The organism is Ochrobactrum sp. WV_118_8 (genome assembly GCF_039631535.1).
GTDB classification, from domain to species: domain Bacteria; phylum Pseudomonadota; class Alphaproteobacteria; order Rhizobiales; family Rhizobiaceae; genus Brucella; species Brucella anthropi.
The window spans coordinates 199,761-214,155 of sequence record NZ_JBDIUZ010000001.1 but is presented as its reverse complement, the minus strand read 5'-3'; the positions used below and the strand labels follow the sequence as shown (position 1 = coordinate 214,155).

The following is a 14,395-nucleotide window of genomic DNA, read 5'->3' as shown; positions in this document are numbered from 1 at the left end:
GAAGCGTTGAACAAGCCGGTTGCACCCAATTCCTATAAGACAGGCCCCGATGAAGAGGGCATGTTCGGTATTTTCGGCGGACGCTTCGTCGCCGAAACGCTGATGCCGCTGATCCTTGAATTGCAGGAAGCCTATGAAACGGCGAAGAACGACCCTGAGTTCAAGGCGGAGCTGAACGCGCTTTCCACATATTATGCAGGTCGTCCTTCCAAGCTCTATTATGCCGAAGGCCTGACCAAGCATTTGGGCGGCGCGAAAATCTACTTCAAGCGCGAAGACCTCAATCACACCGGCAGTCACAAGATCAACAATTGCCTCGGCCAGATTCTGCTTGCCAAGCGCATGGGCAAGACCCGTATCATCGCTGAGACCGGCGCCGGACAGCATGGTGTGGCTTCGGCCACCGTTGCCGCGCGTTTCGGCCTGCCCTGCGTGGTCTATATGGGCGCAACCGACGTCGAACGTCAGAAGCCGAATGTGTTCCGCATGAAGCTGCTTGGTGCCGAAGTGATCCCGGTTTCTGCAGGCAACGGCACGCTCAAGGATGCGATGAACGAAGCCCTGCGTGACTGGGTGACGAATGTCGAAGACACCTATTACCTGATCGGCACTGCTGCCGGTCCGCATCCCTATCCGGAACTGGTGCGCGACTTCCAGTCGGTGATTGGCAACGAAGCGCGCCAGCAGATTCTGGAGCAGGAAGGGCGCCTGCCGGATGTGATCGTGGCAGCGGTCGGCGGCGGTTCCAATGCCATCGGTCTGTTCCATCCGTTCCTTGACGACGCCTCGGTGAAGATCGTCGGTGTCGAAGCGGGCGGACGCGGTCTCGACGGTGAAGAACATTGCGCTTCGATGAGCGCAGGTCGTCCCGGCGTTCTGCATGGCAACCGCACCTATCTCCTCCAGAACGATGACGGTCAGATTCTCGAAGGTCATTCCGTTTCTGCCGGTCTCGACTATCCGGGCGTCGGGCCTGAACATTCATGGCTGAAAGACAGCGGGCGCGTCGATTATGTGCCGATCCTCGATGATGAGGCGCTGGATGCTTTTCAGCTTTGTACCCGCACCGAAGGCATCATCCCTGCCCTCGAATCCGCCCATGCCATCGCGCAGGCCGTGAAAATGGCACCGACCATGGGCAAGGATCAGGTCATGATCGTCAATCTGTCCGGTCGTGGCGACAAGGATGTCCACACGGTCGGCAAGCTTCTCGGCATGGACATCTGACATGGGTAATGACGTCGCCGAAATCTCCGCCTACAAGCCGCGTGCCGCATGGTTCGACGGCCTGACGACGTGCGGTCCGGCGACGATCAAGCTCAACATCATCGAAGCCGATCCGGCCAATCCTGTCGCGGAGGCTGCTGTCGGCCTCGCCCGCAGACAGATCGAAACTGCCGCTGAAAAGCTCACCGCATTGCCGCATCTGGGCGTCGGTTTCGCCGTTCTTCATCAGGGCGAGGAGGGCCTCTGGCTGCTGCTGCACTGGTGGCTGGAGGGCGGCATCGCTACGGAAATCCTCTGGCAGTCGGAACTCGGCGACGAGGTGGACTTCATGCCCGCACAGCCGCTGCTGATGGCCTGCGTGTGGGAACTCGGAATTATAGACTTTGAACGGCGTGCATGGATGGAAACGGCAATGGCGGGCAAGCCCGTTGCCGACTATCTGGCACGCACTTTGCCACGGGGCACGGTATGACTACTCGCATCGACACCAAATTCGCTGAACTGAAGGCCGAGGGCCGTCCGGCGCTCGTTACCTATTTCATGGGTGGCGATCCCGATCTGGAAACCTCGCTCAAGGTGATGAAGGCCTTGCCAAAGGCCGGTGCCGACGTGATCGAACTCGGCATGCCCTTCTCCGATCCGATGGCAGACGGACCCGCCATTCAGGCCGCTGGCCTGCGCGCCCTCAACGCCGGTCAGACGCTTGCCAAGACGTTGCACATGGCAGCAGAATTCCGCAAGGAAGACGACACGACCCCGATCGTCATGATGGGCTATTATAACCCGATCTATATTTACGGCGTGGAACGCTTTCTGGCCGATGCCAAGGCTTCCGGCGTGGACGGGCTGATCATCGTCGATCTTCCCTCCGAAATGGATGCCGAACTCTGCATTCCGGCCATGAAGGCGGGTATCAATTTTATCCGCCTCACCACGCCGACCACGGACGACAAGCGCTTGCCGAAGGTGCTGCATAATTCATCGGGCTTCGTCTATTACGTCTCGATGAACGGCATCACCGGTTCGGCCATTGCCGATACGGCAAAGGTCGGCGAAGCTGTGCGTCACATCAAGAAGAGCACCGATCTGCCGATCTGTGTCGGTTTCGGCGTCAAGACGCCGGAGCAGGCAGCAGCCATCGCCACCCATGCCGATGGCGTCGTCGTCGGCACGGCGATTGTCAACGCGATTGCCGGTGAACTGGACGAAAACGGCAAGGCGAAGGGCGATCCTGTCGCCGCTGCAACCAGACTTGTCCACGCCCTTGCGGAGAGTGTGCGTGCCACACGCCTTGAAGCCGCCCAATAAATCGTCCATTTAGTGCACATCTTAAAAGTGCTAAGCGGCTGAAGCTCTTTGCCGAAGAACAAGAAACGGAAGCAAACGTCATGAACTGGATCACCAACTACGTCCGTCCGAAGATCAATTCGATGCTCGGCCGTCGTGAAATGCCGGAAAACCTCTGGATCAAGGATCCGTCGACCGGTGAAATGGTGTTTCACAAGGACCTTGAGAGCAACCAGTTTGTGATCCCGTCCTCGGGTCATCACATGCGCATCAAGGCGAAGGATCGTCTGCGTTTCTTCTTCGACAATGGCGAATACACCACGCTTGAAGCTCCGAAAGTGCCGATCGATCCGCTGAAATTCCGCGACGAGAAGAAATATATCGATCGTCTCAAGGATTATCGCACCCGCACAGGCATGGATGACGCTATCGTCAACGGCCTCGGCACCATTGACGGCCTGCCGATTGTCGCCACCGTTCAGGATTTCGGCTTCATGGGCGGTTCGCTTGGCATGGGTGCCGGCGAAGCGATCATTCAGGGCTTTGAAAAGGCCATCGAGCTGAAGCGTCCGCTGGTTCTGTTCGCGGCCTCGGGCGGTGCACGCATGCAGGAGGGCATCCTGTCGCTCATGCAGCTCCCGCGCACCACGGTTGCTGTGGAAATGCTGAAAGAAGCTGGCCTGCCCTATATCGTCGTTCTGACCAATCCGACTACGGGCGGCGTGACGGCTTCCTACGCCATGCTGGGCGATATCCACATTGCCGAACCCGGCGCACTGATCGGCTTTGCCGGACCACGCGTCATCGAACAGACGATCCGTGAAAAGCTGCCGGAAGGCTTCCAGAGCGCCGACTATCTCATGGAACACGGTATGGTCGACATGGTCGTCTCGCGTCTTGAACTGAAGGACACGATTGCGCGCCTTCTCAAGATCATGACCAGGCAGCCGGGCAATAGCGACGTGCCGGAACACGAAAAGACGGAAGCAACCGACAAGGCAGCCTGATCGTGACAGAAAAAGCCGCCGCCGCAATCGAGCGGCTTATGCAGTTGCATCCAAAAGGCTTCGATCTTTCATTAGACCGCATCCGCGGTCTTCTGGAAAAGCTCGGCAATCCGCATCTGAAATTGCCGCCGGTCATCCATATTGCCGGAACCAACGGCAAGGGATCGGCGACGGCTTTCTGCCGCGCGCTTCTGGAAGCGGGCGGCTTCGACGTTCACGTCCATACTTCGCCGCACCTCGTCCACTGGCATGAGCGCTACCGTCTGGCGGCGCCCGGCGGCGGCAGGCTGGTCAGCGACGATGTTCTGGCCGACGCCATAGAGCGCGTTGCGGCAGCCAATGGCGGCCAGCACATCACCGTTTTCGAAATCCTGACGGCTGTGGCTTTTGTGCTCTTTTCTGAGCATCCGGCGGATGTCGTCGTTATGGAAGTCGGCCTTGGTGGACGTTTCGACGCCACCAATGTCATTGCCGAGCCTGCCGTCTCGCTCATCATGCCGGTTTCCATCGATCATCAGGCCTATCTTGGTGACCGCGTGGAGCTGATTGCCGCCGAGAAAGCCGGTATCATCAAGAAGGATTGCCCGGTCGTTGTCGGTTTCCAGCCTTTCGATGCGGCGCGGGAAGTTCTCGTCTCGACTGCCGATCGTCTTGGCTGTCCCGTTTCGGTCTACGGGCAGGATTTCCTCGCCTTCGAGGAACATGGCCGCATGGTGTTCCAGAACGAGGATGGCCTGATCGACCTGCCATTGCCGCGCCTGCCCGGACGCCACCAGATTTCCAATGCCGCAGCGGCAATCGAGGCGGTGCAGATGGCTGGTTTCAGCCTGACCGACAAAGCCGTCGAAAAGGCCTTGATGGTGGTGGACTGGCCAGCACGTATGCAGCGCCTGACCCATGGTGCGCTCGTGGATATGGCCCCGGCAGCCTCCGAAATCTGGCTTGATGGCGGTCATAATCCCGGTGCGGGCGCAGTCATCGCCGAGGCGCTTGGCGATCTGGAAGAACGCAATGAACGCCCGCTGTTCCTCATCACCGGCATGATCAACACCAAGGACCCGGTCGGCTATTTCGAGGCTTTTGCCGGTATGGCGCGGCATGTTTTCACCGTGCCTGTTCCGTCCAGCGATGCGGGTATCCCCAATGATGAGCTGGCGGTCGCGGCCCAGAAAGCCAACCTGTCGGCAGAGCCTGTGCATTCGGTTGCCAACGCGTTGAAACTTCTGCGTGGCACGTGGCCCCCGGATGAAGCGCCACCGCGTATCCTGATTGGCGGTTCGCTTTACCTTGCGGGTGAAGTTTTGAGAGAGAACGGCACACCACCCGCCTAACGGCAAATTCTAGAGCGGTTCCAGTAAAACAGAGTCGCCGGAACCGCTCCAAGTATTTATTTCGTCGCATTATCCTGCGCAAAAACCGCTTCACACTTTTGCTGGAAATGCTCCAAACAAAAACCCGGCTCGAAGGCCGGGTTTTGCATTTTTATGATGCTGTTATTATGCAGCTGAAGCCTTGATCCAGTCGGCAAGGCGGCTCTTCGGAGCAGCGCCGACCATATTGGCGGCGAGTTCACCGTCCTTGAACATCAGAAGCGTCGGGATCGAACGCACGCCGAACTGGGCAGCCAGTTCCGGGTTTTCGTCGATATTAACCTTGGCGATCTTGACCTGACCGGCCATTTCGGTCGCGATTTCGTCCAGAGCCGGCGCGATCATCTTGCAGGGACCGCACCATTCCGCCCAGAAATCCACCACGACAGGCTCGCTCGACTGAAGAACGTCCGACTGAAAATTGCTGTTATCGACCTTAACGGTTGCCATAGGGCTATCCTCTTTTCTCACCAAGAACGGCAGACATCTTTTCAGACTCACAACACGATCCGCTCTTCATTCGCTATATCATGTGGCGCGTCTGCTGCCATCCGTCAAGTTCTGGTTCGTCACCTTTCCTTGAGAGTCTTTCAGAGACTGCAGCGCTTCGTCCAGAACCACATCCGGCAGCGGCATCAAAAACGGACCTTCGGTGAACAGAAGCGCCGTTTCGACAATCCGCCCCGGATAGAGCGGGGCCAGCAACTCGCGATAAAGCGCAAGCTGCGCCCGATAGGCGAAAGGAACCGCCTCGATGGTTTTCGGTGGCGGTCGATTGGTCTTGTAGTCGACGATCAGGACACGATCCTCGCCAACACTGATGCGGTCGATCTGACCGGACACGGCATGATCGCGCCCGCCAAGCTCAATCGTGCCCATGATGGCAACTTCCCCGCGCGAGCCTTCCGCAAAGACCGGTGCATAGGTGGCATCGTCCAGAATGGTCCTGACGCTTTGCCAGGCAATCTGGCGCTCCGTTTCCGGCCAGTCGGCAGCAATCCGCCCAAGATAGTCGCGTGCCAGCGTTTCACGCCCATCCTGTGGGACATCCGGCAGATATTGCAGCAGCATATGGATCGCCGTGCCGCGTCGCAACGCAAAGGCTGGCGTCCCATTGCCCGGTCCCAGAACGGGCGAAAACGTATCGAGCGGCGGTTCTTCATCCGCTTCGATCAGCGCAGAAGCGCCGGACGGCGCCAGCGGTCGCGGCAGTCCGATTTCCGGCTTTATCGGCTCTCTATATTCATCTGGAAATGATGGCAGTGCATGATCTTCGGTTCTATCCTGCTCGGCAATCTCGACCATGCCGCGCGGTGTGTTGCGATAACGTCTTGCGGCAACATTCAGCACGGGGTGCACGAATGTCTCGGCCTTGGTGGCCAACGCATCCTCGACAAGGCGATGCCATGTTTCGCCGCTTTCACGCGTGCCGCGATAGCCGCAGATGATGAGCCGGTCTTCGGCACGCGTCATGCCGACATAGAGCAGGCGGCGATATTCTTCCTCCGCCCGCGTTTTCAGCTCCTCGATCTGAGCGGTCGTGAAGCCGGTCTGGTATCCGGCATTCGGTTGCCAGAGATAGCCTTTCACCGACGGACTATCATTCGAAAAGTCAAAAGGAATGAGCTTTGGCGCACGACTGCCAGTCCAGACCGCGCTTCCCGGATCAACAAGAAACACCACCGCCCCTTCCAGCCCCTTGGCGGCATGGACAGTCATGATGCGCACTTCATTGCGCCCCTGATCGAGTTCACGCTTGATTTCCGGCGATGCCGCTTCCAGCGTTTCAAGGAAGGCTTGCAGGCCGGGCAGACCGGCACGCTCGGCGGAAAGCGCATAATTCTGGAATTCGTCGATGATATCGCCCGCCTCCGGCCCCAACCTCGCCAGTAGTTTTCGCCGCGCACCGTCCGCACTCAATATCCGTGCATAGAATTCGAACACCGGCATCGTGTCGGCCATATTGCGCCAGCGGCTCAAGGTCTTGTGCACCTCGGCCAGTGCAGCATCGCCGCGCGAGACCTGATAAAGCCGCTCGAACAGCGTGAGGCTTGAACCGCGCGGATAGGCAAGCTCGAACAGCCGGTCGTCATCCCAGCCGAATAACGGGCTTTTCAATACCGATGCCAGCGAAAGATCGTCCGAAGGCTGAAGCACGAAACGACCGAGTGCCATCAGGTCTTGAATGGCGATATGGCTGGTGAGCCGCAAGCGGTCTGCACCTGCTACCGGAACGGACAGGTTTTTCAGCGCCCGCGACAAAGCAGGCATGAACTGGTCGCGCTTTCGCACCAGAACCATGATGTCACGCGGCATGATCCGCCGGTTCTGGCCCGGAATAGGTTCGCCGCGATCCAGCCAGTGGCGAATAGTGGCTGCGATCTGATCCGCCAGCCGGACAGCAGGTGCTGCCAGATGATCGACCGGCTCGCGCCAGTCGTCCGGCTCTTCCACCACTTCCGGCGTCAGCATATCCCAGATTTCCACCTCGCCCGGCGCATCGGAGCGAATGGCTTCATGTACCGTTGCGCCTGCAAGGCCTCGATTGGCCTCGGCTCTCGCAAAAACCTCGTCTACAGCCTGCAGGACGTCGGGCGCGGATCGGAACGAAAAATTGAGGCTGACGCGCTCGAATTTCAGCTCCGCATCTCCGGCGCGAAGACTGACGGACCGCCCCTGCGCCGCGAAATCCTCCGGCACCGCGCCCTGGAACGAATAGATCGACTGTTTTTCATCGCCGACAGCAAAAAGCGTGCGGCTGATATTGCGTTGGCCGACGCCGGAGAAAAACTCTTCCGACAGCATGCGGATCACCTGCCACTGGTCGGGGCTGGTGTCTTGCGCCTCGTCGACCAGAATATGGTCGATGCCGCGATCGAGCTTGTACTGAACCCACTGCCCTGCCCCGTTGCGGGCGAGCAGCGCCACGGTCCGGGTAATGAGATCCTCGAAATCGAGCAGGCCGCGCTGACGCTTCAGGTCGTGATAGCGTTGCAGCAGATTGTCGATCAGCGTCAGCGCGGCCAGATTGAGCCGCACCAGACGCAATTCCTTCAGCCGGTCGAGACCCTGTTCGACACGCGCGGCTGCCGCGTCAAAATCCTCTTCGAAATCCGGCAGAAGTTTCTTGACCGCCGCCGAGCCAACATAGGAACCGGATTTCGGCTCGCCCGTACTTTTCAGGAAAGCTGCGCGCAACACGGCCTCGCGGTCACGCTGGCTCGTCACCTTTTCGAAACGCCGAAGCTGCAGCGCAAAATCCTGCGCGCGCGACGCGCCTTTCTGGATCGACATGATGAGGTCGAGCGCATCGTCGGAAAACTCCGGTATCGGCCAGAGATCTGCGACGAGGTCATCTTCGCTGGTTCGCGGGTCGAAGCGGAAAGCCCGGTGCAGAGCTTCGCTGCGATGCGCCGTTACGCCCAGTTCGGCGATATAGGTCTGCAGGCCATTGCGCCTGCTTACGGCCTCATCCAGAAGCGATTGAAGCCCCATCTCGCCCGATGCCTGCAGAACATCAGCAAAGGCCGCTGCGAGATCAATATCGCCGCCGCCATGCGCGGTTTCGAGCAGTTGGCGCCGTGCTTCGCCGACAAGGGCTGCCTGCATCAAATCATCCATCATCTCGAAATGACCGGCAATGTTCGCCTCAAGCGGGAACTGGTGCAGGATCGCTTCGCAGAAAGCATGGATGGTCTGGATTTTAAGTCCGCCCGGTGTTTCGAGCGCACGCGCGAACAGCCGTCGCGCTGCTGCAAGACGAGCATCGTTCGGTCTGCGGCCTTCCAGCGACTTCAGACGTTCGACGAGTTCTTCGTCAGGCAGGACAGCCCATTCTGAAAGCCGCATGAACACGCGGTTCTGCATCACCGCCGCAGCCGCCTTGGTGTAGGTAAGGCAGAGAATCTTGGAAGGATCAGTACCCTCCAGCAACAGGCGAATAACGCGTTCAGTCAGAACATGGGTCTTGCCGGAACCCGCATTGGCGGACACCCAGACAGAAGCCGCCGGATTTGCCGCGTTGCTCTGTGCCCGTAGCGTTTCTTCGGGGATAATGGGTGCCTTTTTCATTCACCGCCCTCCCCGCCAGCATCGCCCCCGGCAGACCATTCCAGCACCCGCGCCAGATGATCGTAATCGCCTGTCAGGTCCGTCTCGCGAAATGGCAATGCGCGCGACAGATAGCCTTTTTCCGGTTTTTGATATTCGACGAGCAATTGCGCCAGCCGCTGCCAGGATTCCTCGCCAAGAGCCGGTGCAGTTTTTTCCGATGGCGGTCGTCCGATCTTGAGGATCGATTCCGGCTTCACCTCGCCGCCCGCCTTGAGACGCACATAGGTAAGATCGGATGCACGGACCGAACCAAGTTCCCGAAACGCGCCGCGCACCAGAAGTGCGGCTTCCAGCGCCAGCTGCGGCGACAGCAGCACATGCGCCTGTTTGGGCGATGGTGTCGATCCGGTCTTGTAATCGATGATTTCCGCTGTCCCGTCACGCATCAGATCGATGCGGTCAGCACGACCGGAAAGCGTAATGCCAAGCCCTTCGACTTCACGTTTATCGGATGAAATCTCCGCAAAGCGGGTCTGGACATTGTAGGCGCGCTCGCGTTCCCAAGCCAGAAACTGCGGAATGAGCGCGGTGAAGCGTGGCCACCAAACGGCCTCTATTTCCGTCGGCAGATCCATATCGGCAAAGAGGATGCGCCCCAACTCCATCAACCGCTCTGCAGCGTCGGGCGCCAGCGGATCGATTGCCTCCTGCGTAAAATGGCCCAGAATATCGTGGAACAAAGTGCCGCGTTCGGCGGCAGCCGGGTCGCGGATCAAGGGTTCCAGCGGCCGCAGCTTCAATATCTTCTTGGCGAAGATCGCATAGGGATCGCGGCGCAACGTTTCGATTTCCGTTACCGAAAAATGCTTCGGGCGCGCAAGGACCGGCGGCGCAGGCTGCGGTCTCTTCACGAAAGGCACATCTTCGTCACGATCGATTTCGCGCGACCACTGGATGAATCGAGCCCCGCGCTTGCGCATTTCGGCGGTCACATCCGCACCCAGCACTGTTTCAAGTCGTTGAAGCCAGCGCGATGGCACGGTCGGGGCATTGTCGGAACGCTGCGAGCGCGTCAGCACGACATGGTCCATGCCGAGCGCCATCTGGAAATCGTGGGCGGCAAGGCCGGTGCGGCGTTCGGGCGGATCGAGCGCGATCATCGACTTCATGGGGCGTGACATGAATGGGTCGTTGCGGGTGCGTGCGGGCCAGCTCCCCTCGTTGAGGCCACCGATAACCACCGTGTCCATGGTTTGCAGGCGCGCTTCCAGCGCACCCCAGATGAAGAGGCGCGGATGACCGCCCGGATGCGGCTTCACCGTCTCACCCGCCATCAGGGCATCCAGTACGGCTGGCCATTCCGACGCTTCAAAATCGAGCCCGGCTTCGCTCGAAACCAGACCACGCAAAAAGATGGCAAGCTGCTCGCCACGTTCACCGGAATAGAAAGGCGCGATGCTGGCCTTTTCATTCCGAGCAAGATTTTCCAGCGCCTCCACCGTGGCCCGCGCGATTTCACCGATCTCGGTCCTGCGTCCAGCGATAACGAAAGGCGCCAATGGTGCCACCGCGTTCGATAGGCTTTCGCAAAGATTTCGGGCAGCGGCGATCATGTCCGGTGTGACCGTGTCGTGCCATGCCGGTTGCCATGGCTGGCCGGCACTTTCCTCCAACCGCCGGTCGAAAAATGCAGGAAGATCGAGCACGGATGCGCGGCCCGTGCCACCGCGAAAGGCGATGAGTTCCAGGGTTTCGGCAGCAAGGCGTCGCTCGATGCGGGGAGCTTCCAGCCGTAGCAGCGGATGCTTGACCAGCGCCAGCAACGCAACCGGGTCGCCCGGGTTGAAGACGGTCTCGACCAGCAGCCGTAGCAATGTCGTGGTCTCGACATCACGCAGATGCCGCCCGCCGGAATCATCGGCGTCGATGCCGAAACGGGCAAGTTCACCCACCACGCGCCGCGCCAGATTGCGGTCTGCCGTAACAAGCGCGGCTGTTCTGCCTTCATCATTGATCGCGTCGCGCAGGACGAGAGCCACAGTAAGCGCTTCTTCCCGCTCATTCGCGGTTTCAATCAGATCGATCGTCTGCGCTGCTTCCTGCAAGGCTTTCGGCTGCATATCGGGATCGCGTGCAAGCTGTCCCCACGCATCGGTCGTTTCCGCCGGACGAAGCGCTTCACTGACCACCCGTTCGCGCAGGCGTTTCGAGGCAGGCATATCGTCCAGATGTTCCACATCCGCACGCAATGTCTGCATTGCATCGAGAAGCTTGCGCAAACCGAATTGCGGATGACCGAAGGTCGACGGATTATCGGTTGCCGATGCCAGCATCTGCCAGGCTGCATCATCCAGATCGCGATCCAGCCCGGGCAGCACCACCGCGCCATTCGGCAAATCCGCAATGGCGGAAATCAATTCCGCCGTCGCCGGTATGGAACCGGTGGAACCGGCAACGATAACCGGTCCGGCGGGCGGATGATCCCGCAGGCGCTTCACTTCGCTCCAGATGAGATCATTGCGATGCGCGGCGGGATTCGAAAGCCGGCGTTCTGCCAGAATATCCGGCCACAGATTGGTGACGATGTTAAGAAAGCCGAGCGTGACCTGCCACCAGTCGGCGAGGTCTTCCGGAGCAATTCCCGCAAGCTCGCTCCATTTAGCCCCATCGGTTTCGACCTGATCCATCAGCCCCGCAAGATCGCGGGCAAGCCAGATTGCATCGGCAGTCGTTGCCGGAACCGAAACATCGTCAACACCGAAAAGGGCGCGCACATGCGAAGGCAGCGATTCCCGCCACGGGCGGATCAATCGTGCCAGAAGCAGAAGCCGCTCTGCTGTACCAATCGGTGGATTTATATCGAAGACACCCGATGAACCGGCATTGAAGAAAGCGGCATCTTCATCCACATCGCCAAGCGGCTTTATCGTCGGCAAAATAGCGCTTTTTGTCGAATTCCTATCGACGAGTATCGATCTCAACGCGCGCGCCGCACGGCGTGTCGGCACATAGATGGTCGCGTTGGCCAACGCCAGTGGATCGGACGGTTTGCCGGGAAAACCTTCTACTAACCGTCCCTCCAGAAGCGCCTTGGCAAAGGCGGGCAAAAACGGCGTGCCGGGAGGAATTGAAAACAGGCGCTGTTTCCCATCTCTGGGCCGTCTTGCGCTCATGCGTTTTACCTCCTTATGCAAATGCGGTAAGCGCTGCCTCCGCCTCGCCGATTGCATCCGGCGTTCCAACGGTCAGCCAGTGCCCGGTCATTGGCATACCATAAAGGCGACCGGCTGCAATCGCTTCGTCGAAATAGCGGTTGAGTGAGGACACACCCGGCTCCGCGCCAGCGAAGATACGAGGATGGATGATCCCTGCTCCCGCATAGATCACCGGCTCGCCGGAGATGTCCCGTGCGCGGCGCAGATGCCCGTTTTCGTCGGCAACAAAATCGCCCTTGCCTTCATAGCCCGTTTCCTGATCGAGACGTGCCGTCATCAGGAGAATATCCATTCGGTCGGCATCCCAAGCGTCAGCGAGCGCCAACAGATTAGGCGCTTTCTCGTCGCCTACCCAGAATGTGTCGGCATTCAATATGACAAACGGTTCTGTTCCGAGTATCGACAGCGCCTTCACGATGCCGCCAGCGGAATCGAGCAGCATTTCGCGTTCGTCCGAAATCACGATCTCAAGATCGTTGCGGTCACGAAGATGCGCTTCCAGTTGGTCGGCTAAATAGTGCACATTGACGATTGCCGTGCCGATACCTGCCTGCGCCGCCGCATCGAGCCCCCAGTCGATCAAGGGCTTGCCCGCCACCTTGACCAGCGGTTTAGGAATGGTTTCGGTGATGGGACGCATGCGCTTGCCAAGTCCGGCGGCAAGAACCATAGCCGTCTTCGGGACCATTTCAGGCATTTTCATTGCGCGGCCTCTTCCTGCTGCATCAATCCCAATTCCTCAAACCACGCCGCCACTGGCGCCATGACCGAATGCTTCAGCACACGGCCGAGATAGTCATAAATGCGTGGCAGATGTTTTAGATAATCCGGCTTACCATCACGCTCATCGAGCCGCACGAAAAGACCGAGCAGCTTGGCGTTACGCTGTGCGCCCATGGCCGCATAGGCCTTGCGGAACAAAGCTTCGTCGAACGCATGTCCGAGCGCACAACGCTCATCGCAATAGGCTGCGACCACAGCCTGTTCCAGCTCCGGCGAAATCGTCACGCGCGCATCGAGGGCCAGCGAAGCCACGTCATAGGCTGCCGGTCCAATCATCGCATCCTGAAAATCGATGACACCGATCTTGTCCTTGCCTTCCGCCTCTGGAAACCAGAACAGGTTCGGCGAATGATAGTCGCGCAAGAGCAGGCTCTTCTCAGCATCGGCAATGTCGGCGATCACGTGGTCCCATGCGGCTTCGTAAGCTTGCTTTTCTGCGTCAGTAAGTTGCCTCCCCATCATGCGCGGCGCATACCACTGGCCGATGAGGCTAACCTCGATCATCATCGCATCACGGTCGAAACCGGCGATGATGTGGTCGGGATGCCCCGCCACAGATGCATGGTCAGGCCAGGCAACGCCATGCAGATGCGCCAGAAAGCGTCCGGCGGCCTCATAGCGTTCGGCGACAGGTTCACCCGAAGCTGCCCGCACGCCCTCGGTTCCGAGATTCTCGAGGATCAAAAGCCCTGCATCAATATCTACCGCACGCATTTGCGGCACGCGAAAACCATGTTTTGCAAGCAAGCCATCAATTGCCACAAAAGCCTGAATATTCTCTGCAATATGGGCAAGCTGGCGATAGGACTTGCCATTACGTAGTGGCGGATCATAGGGCATCGCTGGCGCGTTCATGAGAACTTCCACACCATCAGAGGCACTTGTGATGAGTTCATATCTACGTGGACCAGCATCTCCCTGGAAATAACGACGCGTGGACTCTCCCCGGTCGTTTTTTTCAAGAAATGCGCGGATCATCCGACAGCGTTCCAGCCGCTGGATCGCAGCCGCTGGTCCCGACACGGTAATACGTCGCCCTGCTGCTCCTTCATGGCTCAGCGTGACGGCAAACGACGGTTCGGGCAGGAAACTGTCGCCCTGCTCCGGCCATTCGGCCAGCACCACGCCATCTTCCAGGAACTCCGGCAGTCCCAGCTCATCCAGTTCTTCGCCGTGTGAAATACGGTAAAGATCGGCATGGGCAACAGGAATGCGCAAAGTCTCGTAACTTTGTACCAGCGTGAAAGTCGGGCTTGGGACATCCAGCCCCTCATCATCAGCAATTGCCCGGATGATAGCGCGGGCAAGCGAGGATTTTCCCGCCCCCAGATCGCCGGAAAGCGTGACAAGATCGCCCTTCTGCAGGGCGAGGGCGAAATCCTCGCCGAAACGCTGTGTTGCAGCTTCGTCGGGCAAGAAATAGCTGATACTGGATTGTGAGGCGCTCATGGGC

General features: G+C 59.1%; 10 protein-coding genes. 5 read left to right on the top strand and 5 right to left on the bottom strand.

What is annotated here, in order from left to right; all coding sequences use genetic code 11:
• Positions 1-6: 6 nt before the first annotated feature.
• The 5 genes from trpB (at position 7) to ABDF71_RS01020 (ending at position 4,852) form a co-directional block, all read left to right on the top strand.
• Entirely contained in the window at positions 7-1,227 is a 1,221-nt protein-coding gene (gene trpB, locus ABDF71_RS01040; protein WP_010657692.1) for a tryptophan synthase subunit beta, read from the top strand.
• 1 nt (position 1,228) lies between these two features.
• The gene (locus tag ABDF71_RS01035) at positions 1,229-1,699 is read left to right on the top strand and encodes a hypothetical protein (protein WP_010657691.1); all 471 of its coding nucleotides are present in this window, start codon (positions 1,229-1,231) and stop codon (positions 1,697-1,699) included.
• Entirely contained in the window at positions 1,696-2,535 is an 840-nt protein-coding gene (gene trpA, locus ABDF71_RS01030; protein ID WP_151615999.1) for a tryptophan synthase subunit alpha, read from the top strand. Before ABDF71_RS01035 ends, trpA begins: the two co-directional genes overlap by 4 nt.
• Positions 2,536-2,615: 80 nt before the next feature.
• On the top strand, positions 2,616-3,521 hold the full coding sequence (gene accD, locus ABDF71_RS01025) for an acetyl-CoA carboxylase, carboxyltransferase subunit beta (RefSeq protein WP_151615998.1): 906 nt from the start codon (positions 2,616-2,618) through the stop codon (positions 3,519-3,521).
• Between the two features lie 38 nt (positions 3,522-3,559).
• Entirely contained in the window at positions 3,560-4,852 is a 1,293-nt protein-coding gene (locus ABDF71_RS01020; protein ID WP_012091043.1) for a bifunctional folylpolyglutamate synthase/dihydrofolate synthase, read from the top strand.
• A 165-nt stretch (positions 4,853-5,017) separates the two neighbouring features.
• Here ABDF71_RS01020 and trxA read toward each other — a convergent pair whose 3' ends face one another.
• The 5 genes from trxA to tsaE all read right to left on the bottom strand — a co-directional run bounded on the left by trxA (position 5,018) and on the right by tsaE (position 14,391).
• Complete coding sequence (trxA, locus tag ABDF71_RS01015) at positions 5,018-5,341, bottom strand: thioredoxin (protein ID WP_006473274.1); 324 nt, start codon at positions 5,339-5,341, stop codon at positions 5,018-5,020.
• A 78-nt stretch (positions 5,342-5,419) separates the two neighbouring features.
• On the bottom strand, positions 5,420-8,962 hold the full coding sequence (gene addA, locus ABDF71_RS01010; RefSeq protein WP_043062759.1) for a double-strand break repair helicase AddA: 3,543 nt from the start codon (positions 8,960-8,962) through the stop codon (positions 5,420-5,422).
• Positions 8,959-12,117 (bottom strand): double-strand break repair protein AddB, encoded by a 3,159-nt coding sequence (gene addB / locus ABDF71_RS01005; protein ID WP_043062760.1) that lies wholly within the window; start codon positions 12,115-12,117, stop codon positions 8,959-8,961. Before addB ends, addA begins: the two co-directional genes overlap by 4 nt.
• A gap of 13 nt (positions 12,118-12,130) precedes the next feature.
• Complete coding sequence (locus ABDF71_RS01000) at positions 12,131-12,862, bottom strand: nucleotidyltransferase family protein (RefSeq protein WP_151615997.1); 732 nt, start codon at positions 12,860-12,862, stop codon at positions 12,131-12,133.
• Positions 12,859-14,391, bottom strand: coding sequence for a tRNA (adenosine(37)-N6)-threonylcarbamoyltransferase complex ATPase subunit type 1 TsaE (gene tsaE / locus ABDF71_RS00995; RefSeq protein WP_151615996.1), 1,533 nt, complete (start codon positions 14,389-14,391; stop codon positions 12,859-12,861). Before tsaE ends, ABDF71_RS01000 begins: the two co-directional genes overlap by 4 nt.
• Between the last annotated feature and the right edge of the window lie 4 nt (positions 14,392-14,395).